Source organism: Neomesorhizobium albiziae, from assembly GCF_900114255.1.
Taxonomy (GTDB): Bacteria; Pseudomonadota; Alphaproteobacteria; order Rhizobiales; family Rhizobiaceae; genus Neomesorhizobium; species Neomesorhizobium albiziae.
This window is the reverse complement of sequence record NZ_FOSL01000020.1, coordinates 12,847-28,353: the sequence shown is the minus strand read 5'-3', so window position 1 is coordinate 28,353 and position 15,507 is coordinate 12,847. Positions and strand designations below refer to the sequence as shown.

General features: G+C 60.2%; 16 protein-coding genes. 4 read left to right on the top strand and 12 right to left on the bottom strand.

From position 1 onward, the window contains the following. Positions 1-25: 25 nt before the first annotated feature. The 4 genes from F3H98_RS23480 to F3H98_RS23465 are packed head-to-tail and all read right to left on the bottom strand — an operon-like array spanning position 26 to position 2,535. Positions 26-637, bottom strand: coding sequence for an HAD family hydrolase (locus tag F3H98_RS23480; RefSeq protein ID WP_149762765.1), 612 nt, complete (start codon positions 635-637; stop codon positions 26-28). Then, complete coding sequence (gene mutY / locus F3H98_RS23475) at positions 634-1,740, bottom strand: A/G-specific adenine glycosylase (protein WP_149762764.1); 1,107 nt, start codon at positions 1,738-1,740, stop codon at positions 634-636. Before mutY ends, F3H98_RS23480 begins: the two co-directional genes overlap by 4 nt. 2 nt (positions 1,741-1,742) lie before the next feature. Continuing rightward, positions 1,743-2,075 carry an HVO_A0114 family putative DNA-binding protein gene (locus tag F3H98_RS23470; RefSeq protein ID WP_188130533.1) on the bottom strand — a complete coding sequence of 111 codons (333 nt, stop codon included), beginning with the start codon at positions 2,073-2,075 and terminating at the stop codon, positions 1,743-1,745. Positions 2,076-2,097: 22 nt separating this feature from the next. Continuing rightward, positions 2,098-2,535 (bottom strand): toxin-antitoxin system TumE family protein, encoded by a 438-nt coding sequence (locus F3H98_RS23465; protein ID WP_244621857.1) that lies wholly within the window; start codon positions 2,533-2,535, stop codon positions 2,098-2,100. On the opposite strand from F3H98_RS23465, the gene F3H98_RS23460 reads away from it, so the two are divergent. From F3H98_RS23460 to F3H98_RS23450, 3 genes are all read left to right on the top strand, one after another. Beyond that, positions 2,534-3,037, top strand: a complete 504-nt coding sequence (locus F3H98_RS23460; protein WP_149762762.1) for a DUF721 domain-containing protein — start codon at positions 2,534-2,536, stop codon at positions 3,035-3,037. The two genes, F3H98_RS23465 and F3H98_RS23460, sit on opposite strands and share 2 nt — an antisense overlap. A 137-nt stretch (positions 3,038-3,174) precedes the next feature. Then, entirely contained in the window at positions 3,175-3,903 is a 729-nt protein-coding gene (locus F3H98_RS23455; protein ID WP_149762761.1) for a DsbA family protein, read from the top strand. Positions 3,904-3,963: 60 nt separating this feature from the next. Further along, a complete protein-coding gene (locus F3H98_RS23450) occupies positions 3,964-7,422 on the top strand; it encodes a chromosome segregation SMC family protein (RefSeq protein WP_149762760.1) in 3,459 nt (1,152 codons plus the stop codon). A gap of 67 nt (positions 7,423-7,489) precedes the next feature. Here the strand turns inward: F3H98_RS23450 and F3H98_RS23445 are convergent, their stop codons facing one another. Then, complete coding sequence (locus F3H98_RS23445; protein ID WP_149762759.1) at positions 7,490-7,927, bottom strand: pyrimidine dimer DNA glycosylase/endonuclease V; 438 nt, start codon at positions 7,925-7,927, stop codon at positions 7,490-7,492. Continuing rightward, complete coding sequence (locus F3H98_RS23440) at positions 7,924-8,877, bottom strand: glycosyltransferase (protein ID WP_244621856.1); 954 nt, start codon at positions 8,875-8,877, stop codon at positions 7,924-7,926. The genes F3H98_RS23445 and F3H98_RS23440 overlap by 4 nt, the downstream gene beginning before the upstream one ends. Before the next feature lie 402 nt (positions 8,878-9,279). Between F3H98_RS23440 and F3H98_RS23435 the strand changes: the two genes are divergently transcribed. Then, positions 9,280-10,923 (top strand): hypothetical protein, encoded by a 1,644-nt coding sequence (locus F3H98_RS23435; RefSeq protein WP_149762758.1) that lies wholly within the window; start codon positions 9,280-9,282, stop codon positions 10,921-10,923. Between the two features lie 134 nt (positions 10,924-11,057). Here the strand turns inward: F3H98_RS23435 and F3H98_RS23430 are convergent, their stop codons facing one another. The 6 genes from F3H98_RS23430 to F3H98_RS23405 all read right to left on the bottom strand — a co-directional run bounded on the left by F3H98_RS23430 (position 11,058) and on the right by F3H98_RS23405 (position 15,506). Next, positions 11,058-11,459 carry a DMT family transporter gene (locus F3H98_RS23430; protein ID WP_149762757.1) on the bottom strand — a complete coding sequence of 134 codons (402 nt, stop codon included), beginning with the start codon at positions 11,457-11,459 and terminating at the stop codon, positions 11,058-11,060. A gap of 77 nt (positions 11,460-11,536) precedes the next feature. Further along, positions 11,537-12,415 carry a class I SAM-dependent methyltransferase gene (locus F3H98_RS23425; RefSeq protein WP_149762756.1) on the bottom strand — a complete coding sequence of 293 codons (879 nt, stop codon included), beginning with the start codon at positions 12,413-12,415 and terminating at the stop codon, positions 11,537-11,539. After that, on the bottom strand, positions 12,412-12,990 hold the full coding sequence (locus F3H98_RS23420) for a class I SAM-dependent methyltransferase (protein WP_188130532.1): 579 nt from the start codon (positions 12,988-12,990) through the stop codon (positions 12,412-12,414). The genes F3H98_RS23425 and F3H98_RS23420 overlap by 4 nt, the downstream gene beginning before the upstream one ends. Before the next feature lie 156 nt (positions 12,991-13,146). Then, a complete protein-coding gene (locus tag F3H98_RS23415) occupies positions 13,147-13,887 on the bottom strand; it encodes a WbqC family protein (RefSeq protein ID WP_149762754.1) in 741 nt (246 codons plus the stop codon). After that, positions 13,884-14,825 (bottom strand): hypothetical protein, encoded by a 942-nt coding sequence (locus F3H98_RS23410; RefSeq protein WP_149762753.1) that lies wholly within the window; start codon positions 14,823-14,825, stop codon positions 13,884-13,886. Before F3H98_RS23410 ends, F3H98_RS23415 begins: the two co-directional genes overlap by 4 nt. A 3-nt stretch (positions 14,826-14,828) precedes the next feature. Next, positions 14,829-15,506 carry an acetyltransferase gene (locus F3H98_RS23405; RefSeq protein WP_244621855.1) on the bottom strand — a complete coding sequence of 226 codons (678 nt, stop codon included), beginning with the start codon at positions 15,504-15,506 and terminating at the stop codon, positions 14,829-14,831. Between the last annotated feature and the right edge of the window lies 1 nt (position 15,507).

Below are 15,507 nucleotides of genomic sequence, written 5' to 3'. Positions count from 1 at the left end.
GGTCACCGGTCTGCCGTTCTTCCAGTCACGGCATGATCCCGAAACGCTCGAGGTCCTCCTCGAGCGTTTTGGCGTTCTGGAACAGCACTGCGTGCCAGCCCGCGGCCTTCGCGCCGTCGACATTTTTCTGGCTGTCGTCGATGAAGATCGTCGCAGCGGGGTCGAGGCCGAAGGAAGCGACGTGCAGGTCGTAAATTTCCTGCTCCGGCTTGATTAGTCCCACAAGGCCGGAAACCGTGATGCCGCGCGGCCGTTCGAGAAACGGAAATCGCCCTTTGGCCTCTGTAAAAGTATCGGGTGCCCAGTTGGTAAGCAGTGTCACGTCGTGGCCGCTGTCGATGAGCTTTTCCATCAGGTCGACTGTGTCTCCATAGGCGTGCGGCACCATTTCGTGCCAGTAGCGGCGGAAGTTGCGGATATTTTCGGCGTGTTCGGGATGGCTCGCGATCAGCAGCGCCTCGGCCTCTTCCCAGCTGCGGCCGCGGTCCTGTTCGATGTTCCAGTCATGCGTGCAGACATTGTCGAAGAACCAGCGGCGCGCATCCGGGTCCGGGATCAGCCGGCTGAACGGCAGGTCGGGATCGTAATGGATCAGCACCTTGCCGATGTCGAAGACGATATGGCGGATTTCGTTCAATTCATGCCCCTCGGGTGACGTGGTTTCTGGGTCGCGCCGGGTATCGCCGCCTCGATCGCCTTTTTCATGACCGTCGGTAATGCTTCGCCGTGGATGTCGGCGGCATCGGCCCACCAATGGCCGGGCGGCGCCGGACGATTTGCCAGATCGGCCCTGAAAATCGTGAGTTCGAGGGCAAAGTGAGTGAAAACATGCGAAATGCTGCCGGTTTTGCGCCAATCGGCAGGAAATGGCGCGCCCTCGACGGTCGCCACGCCATCGGTCCTTGCCGTCCAGGCTGTGGTCGGCACTTCGGTCATGCCGCCAAGCAGGCCGCTCTCGATGCGCTTGCGCAAGAGGATCGCGCCGTCGCCGCGCACTGCCACAAAGGCAGCGCCGCGCCGGAACGGTTTCTCGGCCTTCGCCGCCTTGACGGGAAAGCGCTCGGGATCGCCGTCATCGCTTGCGTGGCAATCGTCGCGCAGCGGGCAGGGCAGGCAGGCCGGCCGGCGCGGCGTGCAGATGGTGGCGCCGAGATCCATCGTCGCCTGGGCGAAGTCGCCTGGCCGGTCGACAGGCAGAAGCCGGGCGACGATGTCGCGGATTTCGGCCTTGGCGGCGGGCAGGGGCGTTTCTATGGCGTAAAGGCGGCTCACCACCCGCTCGACATTGCCGTCGACCACCGCCGCCGGCCGGTTGAAGGCGATTGCCGCAATAGCCGCCGCCGTATAGCTGCCGACACCCGGCAGCGCACGCAGGCCGTCCTCTGTGTCGGGAAAGCGGCCGCCATGTTCGGCGGCCAGGAGATCGGCGCATTTCTTCAGGTTGCGGGCGCGCGAATAGTAGCCAAGCCCGGCCCACGCCTTCATGACGTCCTCGGTTTCGGCCGCGGCCAGCGACTTGACATTGGGCCATCTGGCGAGAAAGGCGCGGAAATAGGGTTTGACCGCCTCGACCGTCGTCTGCTGCAGCATGATTTCCGACAGCCAAACATGATAGGGGTCGGGCCGCTGGCCGGCCGCGATGGCTTTCGGCGGCATGCGCCACGGCAGGTCGCGGTGGTGGCGATCGTACCAGGTGAGCAAGCGGGCAGCGACGCTGCCCGCCACGACAGGGGTGTCCATCGCTACGCCGCCACGTCAACGGCCATTTCCGCGGTGATGCGAGACCACGGAACGGTGATCTTTCCGTCGTCCGATCGTTCTATCAGACCGGCATCCAGCAACACCGCAACATCGGCATGAACACCGCGGTAATCCCGTTTCAGCAGATGAGACAGGGCGCGGATGGATTGCGCGCCATTCGCCCGCAAGGTTCTAAGCAGGACCCAGCGATTGGGGGTGAGCGTCTTCAGCAGCATTTCCATGCCCTCGAAGGAAATCGAAGCAGGCTCCGGCATCCGATCTCCAGCGTCTAGGCGCTTCGCCATCTCCACCGCGCCGCTGAAAAAATCATCCACGCTTTCAATGAGAATTCTAACCTCACTCATGAGCGCGCTCCTTTTTCACATCGTTCCAAAAATCGGTGATCAGCTTTTCCATCGAGATAAAAGAGTATCGTTCTTCTCTGTCGCGATAGTGGCGATGATCACCATTCCCCGCTTCGTTGTCGTAGCCGATGATGCGCTCGCCCTTACGCCCATAAAAAAGCGAATATTTCAGTCCGTGCGGCCGCTCGGGAGTGATGCTTGGCAACTGCCAGATTTTGATCTGGATTATGATTCCGTCGGCGAGATCAAGTCTGCGATTCTGCAGGAGAATGGCGGAAGCAGGCATGTGTAATTCATAGCATATGCTTTTAAGATCATCAATGGATGCGGTGGTTTTCCCGCCGAAAAGCCGATCTTTCCATTTGGCGTCGCAATTGATACGTCCCAGGATAAGATCGAACGGATTTGCAAATTGCAGGAGACGGTTCATGGCAGGGAAAGGCTGGCACGGCAATCCTGTCGCCGTCAGCGACCTCGCGACCCAGATCCTCGATCCGGTGCTGCGCAAGCGGGCGGGCATTTCTGTCGGCCTTGTCCAGTCCTGGGAAGAGATCGTTGGCCCGCGCCTGGCGACCCGCACCCGTGCCGAAAAGATCGTTTGGCCGCGCCGCATGCACGAGGACGACCCGTTCGAGCCGGCCACGCTGATCATCGCCTGCGAGGGCTCGGTAGCCCTGCACCTGCAGCATGAAACCGGCGAAATCATCAGCCGGGTCAACAGCTTCCTGGGATTTCGGGCGGTTGGCCGCATCAAGATCGTGCAGAAGCCGGTGGTTTTGGCCGAACAACGCCGCAAGCCGCAGTTGCGGCAACTTACGGAACCGGAAAAGTCGGACATCGCCAGGACTGTCGGGCAGATCGAGGACGAGGGCCTGCGAGCGTCACTTGAGCGGCTGGGCGCCACAATCGTCGGTTCCCGTAAACCAAAATAGCTGGCCTCCTCGCGAATTCGTGATCGCTGTTTCCATTTTTCTTAATTGGTTTGGGGAAATGGATGCCTTAATTCGCGCCAACTCTCGCCTTCTGGTGCTTAGGCATTAAAAATCAACAGGGTTTTCAGGTGATTCGTATGCTTCGTCAGCTTCCGCGCAGAACAGTTCTTACGTCGCTTCTGGCCGTTCCGGCGGCCATGGTGCTTGCCGCTTGCAGCGATGATGGCGATGCGGTCGCCCAGAATACAACGCCAGCCCCGGCCGATCCTGCAAAGCCGGCTGAGCCGGCTGCCAAGGCCGTCGAAGCGCCGAAGGCTGCCGGCACCGTCGATGTCGCCAAGTTGATGGAACCGGGCGCATTGCCGGAAAAGGCGCTCGGCAAGGACGATGCGCCGGTGACCATCGTCGAATACGCCTCGATGACCTGCCCGCACTGCGCGAGCTTCCACGAGACGACGCTGCCGGAACTGAAGAAGAAATATATCGACACGGGCAAGGTGCGTCTGATTTTCCGCGAATTTCCGTTCGACCCGCGCGCCGAGGCAGGTTTCATGCTCGCCCGCTGCTCCAACGACAATTATTTCCCTATGGTCGACGTGCTCTTCAAGCAGCAGCAGAGCTGGGCCGGCGTCCAAGACGCCAAGGCGGCGCTGCTTCAGATCTCCAAACTTGCCGGTTTTTCACAGGAGTCGTTCGAGGCCTGCTTGACTGACCAGAAGCTTCTGGACGATGTGAGAGCGGTACGCGAACGCGGATCGAACGATTTCGGCGTGGATTCCACGCCAACCTTCTTCATCAACGGGAACAGATACCCGGGAGCCATGTCGATTGACGAAATGTCGGCGATCATCGACGGCATGCTCTGACCCTCCGGCTAAGCCGGGGCGTCCGCGCGGCTTCGCGCCCGTTTTTGCGGGACCGCGCGGATGAAGTTCTCCCGACTTCGCCTTCTTGGTTTCAAATCCTTCGTAGAGCCCGGCGAGTTCGTCATCGAACGCGGGCTGACCGGCATTGTCGGACCGAATGGTTGCGGCAAATCCAATCTGGTCGAAGCGTTGCGCTGGGTGATGGGCGAAAGCTCGTACAAGAACATGCGCGCCTCCGGCATGGACGACGTGATCTTCTCCGGATCGGGGACGCGTCCGGCGCGCAATACGGCGGAAGTCACGCTTTTCCTCGACAACGCCGACCGCAGCGCTCCCGCCGCCTTCAACGATGCCGACGAATTGCAGGTGTCGCGCCGCATCGAGCGCGAGGCGGGCTCCGTCTACCGCATCAATGGCAAGGAAGCCCGCGCCAAGGACGTGCAGCTGTTGTTCGCCGACCAGTCGACCGGCGCACGCTCGCCGTCGATGGTGGGGCAAGGCCGTATCGGCGAACTGATCCAGGCCAAGCCCCAGGCGCGCCGTGCGCTTCTGGAAGAGGCGGCCGGCATTTCCGGCCTGCACACGCGCCGGCATGAGGCTGAACTGAGGCTGCGAGCCGCCGAGCAGAATCTCGAACGGCTCGACGATGTGGTCGGCGAACTCGAAGCCCAGATCGACAGCCTGAAGCGCCAGGCGCGCCAGGCGTCGCGTTTCAAGAACCTTTCCGCTGATATCCGCAAGGCGGAGGCGACCTTGCTTCATTTGCGCTGGACGCTGGCCAAGGCACAGGAAAGCGAAGCGAAATCCGCGCTCGCCGCGGCAACCGCTCTGGTCGGCGAGCGGGCCAGCCAGCAGATGGAAGCGGCCAAGGAACAGGCCATCGGCGCCCACCGGCTGCCTGAACTGCGCGACGCCGAGGCGCAGGCCGCGGCTGCGTTTCAGCGGCTGTCGATCGCGTGCGCCCAGATCGAGGAGGAGGCGGGCCGCATCCGCGCCCGCCAGGCCGAGATCGAGAAGCGCCTGTTCCAGCTCGACGCCGACATCGTGCGCGAAGAGCAGATGGTGCGCGACAACGCCGACACGCTGCAGCGTCTTGCTGAGGAAGAAGAGACGCTGAATGCCGAAAACGCAGGCGCCTCGGAGCGTGAAATCGCTGCGCGGGCAACCTTCGAGGAAGCGTCCGCGAAATTGACGCTCAGCGAGGCGGCGCTTTCAGCCCTCACGGCGGAGCGCGCAGAGGCTTCTGCTGCCCGAAGCCAGGCGGAGCGGGGCATGCGTGACGCTGCCGAACGGCGCGACCGTCTTGCCCGCCAGCTCGCCGATGTCGACCGCGAAGCGGCCGAAATCGCTTCGAGGATCAGCGGTTTGGCCGATCCGGTGGAAAAGCGGATCATCGTCGAGGAAGCGACGGCTGCGGTCGAAGAGGCCGAGGCGAATGCCATCGCCGCGGAAAAAGCAGTCACCGAAGCGCGCCAGCGCGAAGGCGCGTCGCGTCCGCCCCTGCAGGAAGCCAAGGCCGAGTTGGCGCGTATCGAAACCGAAGCGCGCACGCTGGCGAAAATCCTGAATGCGGTTTCCGGCGGCCTTTTCCCCGCTGTTCTGGAGCAGGTGAAGGTCGAACGCGGCTTCGAGACGGCGCTGGGTGCAGCCCTCGGCGAAGACCTCGACATACCGCTCGACCGCAGCGCCCCTGCGCATTGGGGCGACGTGGCGCCCGACGCTGGCGACCCGACGCTGCCGGCTGGCGCCCGCCCGCTGATCGAAATCGTGCATGCGCCGCGGCAGCTGGCGCGACGGCTGCAGCAAGTCGGCGTTGTTGAAGCCGCCGATGGGCCTCGCTTGCAGGCCTTGCTGAAACCCGGCCAGCGGTTGGTCAGCCACGACGGCGCCTTGTGGCGCTGGGACGGTTTTACCGCAAGTGCGGACGCACCGACGCCGGCAGCACAGCGCCTGGCGCAGAAGAACAGGTTGGCCGAACTCGACGCCGACGCGGTCGCCGCGACCGTGAAGGTGCGACAGGCCGAGGAAGCGCTGGCTGCGGCGGAAGCCGGCGTCCGGCAGGCGACCGAAGCCGAGCGGCTGGCGAGGCAGGATTGGCGCGACGCGCAGCACCGCGTCAGCGAAGCCCGCGATGCGCTGGAGCGCGCCGAAAAGGCGGCGGGCGAGCTGTCGAGTCGCCGCGCAGCCCTTGAGGAAGCACGCGCCCGCGTCGCCGAGAGCCATGAGGAGGCGAGTGCCGCCTTTATCGAGGCCGAGGAACAGTTTGCCGGTGCGCCCGATCTGGGCGACCTGCAATCGCGGCTTGACCGCATGTCCGCCGATGTGTCGGGCGACCGCGCAGCCCTTGCCGACGCGCGCGCCGCGCATGACGGGCTGAAGCGCGAGGCCGAAGCGCGAATGCGCCGGCTGGAAGCGATCGCTGCCGAGGGCCGGAGCTGGACCTTGCGCGCGGAAAATGCTGACCGGCAGATCGCCTCGCTTGCCGATCGTCGCGCCGAAGCGGCGCGCGAGCATGAAGAGTTGGCCGACGCACCGGACGAGATCGAGGCGCGACGGCGAGCGCTGATGTCGCAGCTGAGCGAAGCAGAAGTCCTGCGCAAGGCCGCCGCCGACCGCCTGCAGGAGGCCGAAAACCGGCAGGCAGCCTGCGACAAGGCGGCTACCGCCGCGATCCAGACGCTTTCGGAAGCGCGTGAAAACCGCGTCCGCGCCGAGGAGCGGCTGACCGCCGCCGACGACCGCCGCAAGGAGGTAGAGGCGCGCATCCAGGAAGCGCTGAACACGCCGCCGCATCTGGTCATCCGCTACACCGGCCTGGAAGCCGACAGCCCGCTGCCAGACATGGGCGAGATCGAGCGGCAGCTGGAACGTCTGAAGATAGAGCGCGAACGGCTGGGCGCCGTCAACCTGCGCGCCGAGGAAGAGCAGAAGGAGCTCTCCGAGCGGCTGGAAACCATCGTTTCCGAGCGCGAGGACATCATCGAGGCGATCCGCAAGCTGCGCCAGGCGATCCAGAGCCTGAACCGGGAAGGCCGCGAAAGGCTGCTTGCGGCGTTCGACGTGGTCAATGGCCATTTCCAGCGGCTGTTCACGCATCTTTTCGGCGGCGGCACGGCGGAGCTGCAACTGGTCGAATCCGAGGATCCGCTGGAAGCCGGGCTCGAAATCCTTGCGCGTCCGCCCGGCAAGAAGCCGCAGACGATGACGCTGCTTTCCGGCGGCGAGCAGGCGCTGACCGCGATGGCGCTGATCTTTGCGGTGTTCCTCACGAATCCGGCGCCGATCTGCGTGCTCGACGAGGTCGACGCGCCGCTCGATGACCACAATGTCGAGCGTTTCTGCAACCTGATGGACGAGATGGCCAAGACGACCGAAACGCGCTTCGTCATCATCACCCACAATCCCATCACCATGGCGCGCATGAACCGGCTGTTCGGCGTCACCATGGCGGAGCAGGGCGTCAGCCAGCTTGTTTCGGTCGATCTACAGGAAGCAGAGCAGTTGCGCGAAGCAAGCTAGCCAGCGCTAACGCACGTCGCGCAAAGTGCAGCGGTTTGCGACAGCAACATGCGTAAAAATCAAAGACTTAAAGCGCGGAACGCTCAGCCGAGATCCGCAACTGGGCTTTCGATGGTTTACGGGATTGTTGCTGCAACAGGCGCTCGGCAATGCGCGCCCGATTTGCCGCGATGGCCACCGCCGGCGGCTCCCAGTCTTCGCACCATTCCTGAGGGATGCCCGCCATAAGCTCCGCCGTGGCGACAAAGGCCGGTCTGTAGCCGCGCGCCAGCATTTCCTGCACGAGGCTGGCCTGCCGTCTGGCGAGATAACCCAGGCGGCAATAGAAAAAGCGGATATGCCCGGCGCCGAGCGTGTAGAAACGCGGGTTGCACGGGTCGGCTGGGCTTTCGCCCCGCAGTGCTGCCGCGCGGGCCAGCGCAAAGACACGCGGCAGTTCCCAATATTCGGCCACCAGATGCGGCCCGCTGAGTTCGGAAGGCGGCACGCAGTTTATGCGTGTCACCGCTGGTCGCCTCGCTCGGAGGGGCCGAAAATCGCCTGCACCCGCCCGTGAAAATCGCGGTCGATCGACTGGAAGCGCCGCCTTGCCGCTTCGCCGATCTTCATCTTGTCGGCGTCCGGCATCGCAATCAGCCGCTCGATCGCCTGTTCCAGGGCAGGCCGGTCGACAAAATAGTTGGTGCCGAGGTGGCGGGCTTCGGAGCGGCCGGCGGCGACCAAAACACCGCAGCTGGCATCGACATGCTCGTTCATGGGTGCAGCGTCGGTGACCACTGCGACGCAAGCGGCCGAAAGGGCCTCAAGGATGTTGTGGCCCCAGCCTTCGGAGCGCGACGGGCAGAGATGGATGCCGGATTCGTTCTGCAACTGGCGCAACCGCGCGTCGTCGATGAAACCGGAGATCAGGGTGACGTTCGCCGGAACTTTTGTCGGCGCGTTGGCCTTTTTCTGAACCAGCACGAGTTCTGGCCATTCAGGATGGGCTTCCCAGAGCGCCAGAACGTCCTCCGTGCCTTTCAGTGTGCTGCCGCCGGCGAGATGGAAGAAGCTGTTCCAGTTCTTCGCGACGGCAGCGTCGAAACGGTCCTCCGAGGTGAAGCCGAGATAGGAGACCGGCCGACCGAGGGCCGCGAAAATCTCTTCCGCATGGCGGGTCTTGGCCAGTACCCGGTCGACGCGCCGCAATCTGCCGAGATGGCGGCGGGGAAAGCGCTCCTGATTGGGGATAAGCCAGTTCTCGCGGGCCGCCGAGAACCAGCGGGGGAAGACACGCTCGATATGGAGGATGTGGCCGGCGCGCTTGCGGCGCAAAAGCCGCTCCAGAAGGCCGCGTTGACGCGTCTCCGCAAACGCGCTGGTGCGGCCGACGCCGCGAATCGCTGCCGCGAGAATCTCCGCGTCGCGTGTCAGGCCGTAGTTGTTGGATCGGGCAACCAGCAGCCAGTCGATCAATGTTTGTCCAACCTTTATTTCATTTTCTGCGACGGGTTTGTTCCGCTAGGGCCCGGCGATGGTGCCTGCAGATGGGCGACATGGGAAATTTTGTCAAATTTGTGTGCGAGCCGGTAATGGGAGGGACGCCATTTCATATAATGTGGACCGCAAGCAAAAAAAGCCTTTAGTCTACAATTGGGTGTTTGAACGTTGGATATCAGTGCCAGGTCATAAGACATAGTGAATGCAAGGAGTTATACCTGTTGCGAGGCTAGAGACGAAACCCTTTGACGCCCATGCAGACATTTCCTCATCTGTGCAGCCAATTTCCCTACTTCGTAAGCCGGCGACATCTTTAAGCGCGTGCTGGCTCACAGGGTAAATATCTGATAGTCGGCGACCTTGGCGCGGGTTTGGTGGATGGACGGCAACCTAAAGAGTCGAAGGCAATCGGTCCTCGTTTGTGGCGCGCTTTTCGCTATTGCGCTTTACATGCTGGCATGGCTCGATGTGCCATTGTTCTATGATGAAGCATCATTCCGCCGCCTCTACGGTCGAGCGTTCATTGACGGGTTCCTTCTATACAGCTTCTTCCCAGTATGCGCTGAGCCGAAAGCTGTGCCATTCGTCTTCGTGCCATCACACATTGTGTTCTCCTGGATTGATGGGTGGCCCAACTGGGTGGGGGTGCGCCTCCTCCCTTTGGGATCAATTGCGGGCTTGGCTGTAGCCACAACTATGTTGGTCCGACAGCAACAGTCAACATCGATGAACTGGGGTTGGTCGCTTGCGATACTTTGCGGCGGCTTCATCGGGTTGAGCGGGGCCGGGCTGGTCCTGTCGCGGTGGGAGTATTTGGTGACACTGCAGATTACCATGTGCTTGGTAACATGGATGGTTGCGAGCCAAGAACCGGTCCCGCTGTGGGGGACTGTTAGCGTTTTGGCAGTGCATCTTTTTGCGATTCTGCTTTCGCTGTTCGTGCATCCCCAGGGCTTGCTTGTGATGCCCCTCAGCTTTCTGACGTGCGTGTATCTCCTCCGGAGTCATAGATGGTTGGCAGTCGGGGTGGGCGGGTTGCTTGTGCTTCTGAGCGTCCAGTCCCTGGTTCACAACCAATTCCGATGCCCGGAGGATCCGGAACTTGAAGCGGTGATCGCCAAAACACATGGCGTTGTTCTTACGAATCAGTTGGCGGGATACTCATTGATCGAACGTATGGTGCATCGTGCCGTACATTTCGAGAGGCAGTTCTTTTTCCAATACGTAGAAGCGATGAGTATCCCGGTGCCGCAGTTGCCCGAGGCGGTGGCATTGATCGTAAATCCACCGATAGCTGTGGTAGTCAGTTTTAACCTGCTTGGGTTGGTACTGGGCTTCGCCTACGCTTTGAGGCTACTATGGCGCGCTCACTACGTCACGCTCCGACGACGACAATGGTGGCTGTTCGTCAAGAATGTTGCGGTTGATGCGCGCGCGCTGTGGGCGCTTAGTGCATTCCTCGTTCTGTTTTACTCGTTGTTCGATTTCGGCGGCGTGTTTTATCGCGCACATTTCCGCAATCTGTTGAGTGCACTCTTGCTAGCTATCGCCGGAGTACATATCGCTGAGGCGGTTGGTCTTAAGTGGCTCAAGCGATGGTCAATTCTTTCGTCTGCGACCTGTATCGTGAGCGCTCTCGTTGCTTGGTTCTTTCTGACGCCCCAATTGGCACAAGGCTACGAATCCTATTACGTGTCACTGCAGCGCGACTGGCCTACATTCAACAACAGGGTCCGTGCGCTCGCCAATCGCTGCGGTATAACCAAGGATGACGAACATGTCGTTGTCGACGTTGCGACATACAACGCGATGCGTGAGCATCCTCGCACACTCGATTTCCTGTATGTGTGGTACGATGAATATCTGAAGGGCACGCTTGATCCGGATCGAACTCCACAGGAGTGGCTCAATCTCTACAAGCGGTTCAGCACCAGTGGGTACGTTGTACGTTGCCAGACTCTTCAGTTTGCGAAGCTACCCATACAATATCGGGACGCTGATATTTGTTGTCTCGGTTTCTAGTTCCTAAAGGCTTAACCAGCTTTGCCGCCGATTGTCCAACAAAAGGTGATAACATTGCGCCCGCTCCGAGAGCTGTAACAAATAGGGGCTAGAAATTGCTGGTGGCCAAGAATTACGTCTTCCCATTTACATGCTTATTGATCCGAAGTTGCCAAGAGTATGCCGCCAACGATGAGTATGTTGCCCGCTAGTCTCAGCCAGGAAAAATCCTCGCGCAGAAAGACAATTGCCCCCACAAAAATTAAAGGATAAGCGAGCGCTGCAGCCGGAAAAGCGACCGATAGCGGCACGCGAGAAATTCCGGCGTACCAGCCCAACGCCGCCACAGCGAGCATCGCAAAACCTCCGACAAGGCGCACGTCCAGGATCACGATCGTGAGGTAGTGCAGCAGGTCAACGCCAGCCAACGGAATGGGACCGTGCTCATTAAGACGGGTTTTAATAATCAGCTGCGCGGCCGTCAGAAGTACGACGGCAAAAAGAATAAGGCCTATGCCAGTGATCCGAATAGAACGTCCTCCTTGGTTCGAATACATGAAAGCCGGGTGCACAGTTGGATGAAAGACTGTACTGGAACGATTGGCATCGCGGCATACAGCTTGTTTGCAATGGTTCAGTTGCTGGCAATCTTGGTGGCCATTACCACCAACGGAGTGGCGAACTGAGGAGGCCATCTACGCAGCAAGTTCAGTCCCCCAGTTGCCTTCAGGAATTTTGCAACGGATGCCATAGCTGGGCTGTGGCGCCCGGCGAAGCCTTGGTCTAGGAGCACCCTCTCGAAGGCTTGAGCCATGATGCCCTTCGCAAAAACAGGCTTGAGCCCAGCACGTTGCATCAAGCGTTCCAGCTCCCCGGCGGTGACAAAGTTGAAGCTGCGCCAAAGGTCTTCGGCCTTGCGACCGCGCGCCCAGGGCGTCGCCGCTGGCGCAAAGGGCAGCAGCGGCATGCGATAATGTGGCTCGTATGGAACGGTGTAGTTGGGGCAAGTGTGCACCATCACGCCGTCTGCTGATAGAACACGTGCCAGAGCTCCGACCACTGCCTCAAGGTCGGACACATGCTCGAGTACATTGGCGGAAAATATAATGTCGAACCGGCCGTTGCGCTCCGGATCGAGGACTTCCGCTCCAAAGGAGAGCAAGGATACTTCTGAGCAGTCGAGATGATCGCGCAGCGCGAAAAACAGCGTGTGGTTGATCTCGAATCCAATTCCACCTGGTTCTAAGGCCGTGACGTCAAAACCAGAGCGATGCAGAAAGAACGACGTAAGTCCGATACCGGCCCCTACATCCAGGGCCCTTCGATTCGCGAGGGAAACGCCGTCGAGCAACGATAAAGCGATTGGAACCTCGCCCGCATATGTCTGAATTCTCTTGAGAATTGCATCTGCGCTAGCGCCCACTTTCGCCGCGCAATAGCTGATGCATTCAGGCGCGACAACGGACGCCAAAAATTCGGCCAACTCACTCCGATCGATCGCGCCAGCCTTCATAGGCTGCACCGTGTGATTGCATGACTGTACGGGACGCGAAGCAGATCGCGGCGCGGCTCTACCGAAATGATCGCAAACACCGAGCGCGCGAGTTCGCTATAGCCTTCGCGCGTGCGTACAAACTGGCCCCTGTCCAAGCGTGCGAGAAGGCGTGCGATGGGATTTTGCGGATATTCAATCAATGGATCGACGCAAACGAAACGACCTCCAGGCTTCAGGCTATCCCGCACGTCGCGCATCAGGCCCTTGGCAGAGACGTCATCGAGATGATGGAGAACTCCGAGGGCGATTACCACGTCAAAGCCCGTTATCCCTTGGTCACGGAGTGAACTCACGTCGGCAGCGAGGAAGCGTCCTCGATTTCCGAAGCGGCGCCGCGCTGCGTCTATATAATCTTCCGAATAGTCGATACCGAGATAGTCGACCTGGGGCAAGAAAGCCAAAATGTCTGCAGGTCCGCATCCGACATCAAGCACGCGATCACCTGAACGAATTTCGAGCACGTCATCGACAATGCGTTGGCGTGCCGAGCGGGCTCCGACGAAATCCTGGAACCCCGTGTAAACCTTCGGCACTTCTAATATCCGTCGAATAATGTCACGGCGTTCCAGTGAAACCTCCGCAGGGTAGACACGATCGGCAAAGGGATATAGCTGGATCCTTGGGCAAGTCCAGCGACTCTCTGAGATGGAGCGGTTAGAGAGCTGCGATATTGTCACCAACCAGTCACGTCATTCGGGCTGCAAAAGGCTTGAGTCCTCCCTAATGCTCTTCAGATGTCCTCTAGCTGCGGTTCCGCACTGCATCAAGGTGTCGATCATGCTTACTCCGTGCTCAAATGCTGGCGAGCCTTGGTCATACACAGGATATCCGGTGTAATTCGCATAGTGGAGGCGAATGCGCGCAGCATCGAACTGGGCGCGATCAATGTAAGACTTGGCTGCCGGGCCAGAGAGATAATCGGTCGCTCCTCGCGAGACACAGATCTCGACCAAGCGCGCGGTCGGATCATTGGTTGTACGCGGAACGCTTCTGTCGCGAACGAGAGGCGTCCGGATGCCGAGAATCAGCGCTAGCTCTTTCAAGAAAAGCTCATTGATCTCCGTTAGAAGCGTTAGGTTCTCAGCGTTGTGATAGGCTGCCTCCAGTCTCGGCGCGATCTCCTCAAAAAATGGTGCTCGCCGATAGTTGAGGCTGATCGTCTGCCAATGTTCTCGCGCCCATCTCGAGCCCATCACTTCGATCTCATCGATCGGTGCATCGTATCTGCCTTTCGTCTGCACCGGAATCGTTAGCCATCGCGGCTGCCCTGCGACGATCAGCTTGTTCCGGTTGCGCCAGTCGCGGCGCGTGAACTGAACCTCGTCGAAGATAAAGAACTCGTCGGCCGCCGCGAGGAGGTCGAAGTAGCCCTTCCATGGAATGTAGTTCGACTGAAGGATGACCAGCATCTTTCGTGGCGCAACGTTCATGAGGCGGGTATCCGCAAGGGCCGGTTCCTGTCGGTCTTTAGCACGGCGACGCCAAAGCCGGTGCGCCCATAACCGTTACCGCTATAGAAAAGGTACAAGCGATCCCCCCAGGCAAGCACCGCTGGGTAGCAGGTCGCCTCACTTTCCCACGCCTCAGCCGAGCCGGTGAGAAGATTGCTCGAAAGTCGCAACCAGCGGCGGCCGCTCTCCCTTTGCTCGGCGAGGCCAATTGTGTAGTTCTCGCACCGAATTGAGTAAAGCATGAACGTGCGTCCAGAGATGCAGAAAACCCAAGGCCTCGACAGTCCGTATTCGCCCTCCTCGAGACCGATCTCCTCAAGCCCCGTTGGCCTCCAGTCTATTCCGTCAACCGAGGTGGCCGATGTAATGACGTGGTCCATTGTCTCCCCGCGATTGCTCCCGCTCCGGCTCGATCCGTAGTACATGATCCAGTTCTTTCGCCCAGCGCCGGGAATAACGAATGGATAGCTGATGGTAAAGGGATCGAAACGACTGCGATCGAGAAGCGGTCCCTGGAAAATGCGCTCGAAACTCTCACCCCGGCCGTCTTTCGAGATCGCTAGCCCAATGGCGTTGCGAAAGGGAACATCGACCGCTGTGTTCCAGCCCATGTAGTAGAGCCAAAGTTCCGAGCCGATACGATTGGCAGACCCGATCGAGATGCCTCGGTCGTCAAAGGCACCAAGTGCTCCCGGCATCAGACACGGGCGGTCGGAAACCGCGAGAATGCGCCGTGGATCATCCAGCGCGACGTCCACCCAGCCGACTAAGCCGCGATTTTCGTCGTCCCGCGTAACAATGAAAACACGCGCTCGGCTCTTATCTAGTGATACCGGCGCAGCATAAGTTGCATGGCTTCTCATCCAGCTCGGACCCTGCTCCGCCGAGAAGACATGTCCCAAGCGGACCGCGTGCATGGCCTAGAAGCCCCTAAGCCGGCTGCTCGGCACGCGGGATAGTTTTGCTGGCTCCGACGACATAACGCTCTCGTCCTTCAAGTTCTGGGAAATAAGGCAACCTGATCCGACGATACATCGTTCGCCGATGCTGATGTGATCATTGGTGGTGGAGTTCACGCCGATGAACGAACGCTCGCCGACCTTCACGCCACCCGAAATGACAACGTGGGAACTGATGAATACGAAGTCTCCAATTGTCGAGTGGTGTCCAATGTGGTTGCCGCTCCAGAGCGTCACGCCGTTCCCGATCTTGGCGAACGGCTGCACCGTGTTATCTTCGAGGATAAACGCGTTCCAGCCGATCGCGACGTTCGAGAAGACGGACGCTCGCCTCGAGACGTAGCTCGTGAGCGAATATCCGAGCCCGAACGCTGCCTCGCATTTCGATTGCCGAAGGCCGTTGATCCGCGAATAGCCTACGGCGACAAAGAAATCATGCGACGTAGGCGGAAAAGCGGCTGCGACTTCCTCCATCGCCACAACAGGCCTGCCACAGAAATGAGGCTCAATTAGCCTTTCGCCATCTACGGTAAAAGCGGCTACTTCGCGATCGGCCTCGTTGAAATAAAAATTAGCGACCTCGGCTAACTCGCCGGCGCCAAAAACAACGATCGGACGCGTCTTCATGTCACTCGTCATC

Coding starts and splice junctions, on each gene's coding strand:
- mutY (WP_149762764.1), bottom strand. CDS start 1,740: ATGGACACCCCTGTCGTGGCGGGCAGCGTCGCTGCCCGCTTGCTCACC.
- F3H98_RS23460 (WP_149762762.1), top strand. CDS start 2,534: ATGGCAGGGAAAGGCTGGCACGGCAATCCTGTCGCCGTCAGCGACCTC.
- F3H98_RS23465 (WP_244621857.1), bottom strand. CDS start 2,535: ATGAACCGTCTCCTGCAATTTGCAAATCCGTTCGATCTTATCCTGGGA.
- F3H98_RS23455 (WP_149762761.1), top strand. CDS start 3,175: ATGCTTCGTCAGCTTCCGCGCAGAACAGTTCTTACGTCGCTTCTGGCC.
- F3H98_RS23450 (WP_149762760.1), top strand. CDS start 3,964: ATGAAGTTCTCCCGACTTCGCCTTCTTGGTTTCAAATCCTTCGTAGAG.
- F3H98_RS23435 (WP_149762758.1), top strand. CDS start 9,280: ATGGACGGCAACCTAAAGAGTCGAAGGCAATCGGTCCTCGTTTGTGGC.
- F3H98_RS23430 (WP_149762757.1), bottom strand. CDS start 11,459: ATGTATTCGAACCAAGGAGGACGTTCTATTCGGATCACTGGCATAGGC.
- F3H98_RS23425 (WP_149762756.1), bottom strand. CDS start 12,415: ATGAAGGCTGGCGCGATCGATCGGAGTGAGTTGGCCGAATTTTTGGCG.
- F3H98_RS23415 (WP_149762754.1), bottom strand. CDS start 13,887: ATGAACGTTGCGCCACGAAAGATGCTGGTCATCCTTCAGTCGAACTAC.
- F3H98_RS23410 (WP_149762753.1), bottom strand. CDS start 14,825: ATGCACGCGGTCCGCTTGGGACATGTCTTCTCGGCGGAGCAGGGTCCG.
- F3H98_RS23405 (WP_244621855.1), bottom strand. CDS start 15,506: ATGACGAGTGACATGAAGACGCGTCCGATCGTTGTTTTTGGCGCCGGC.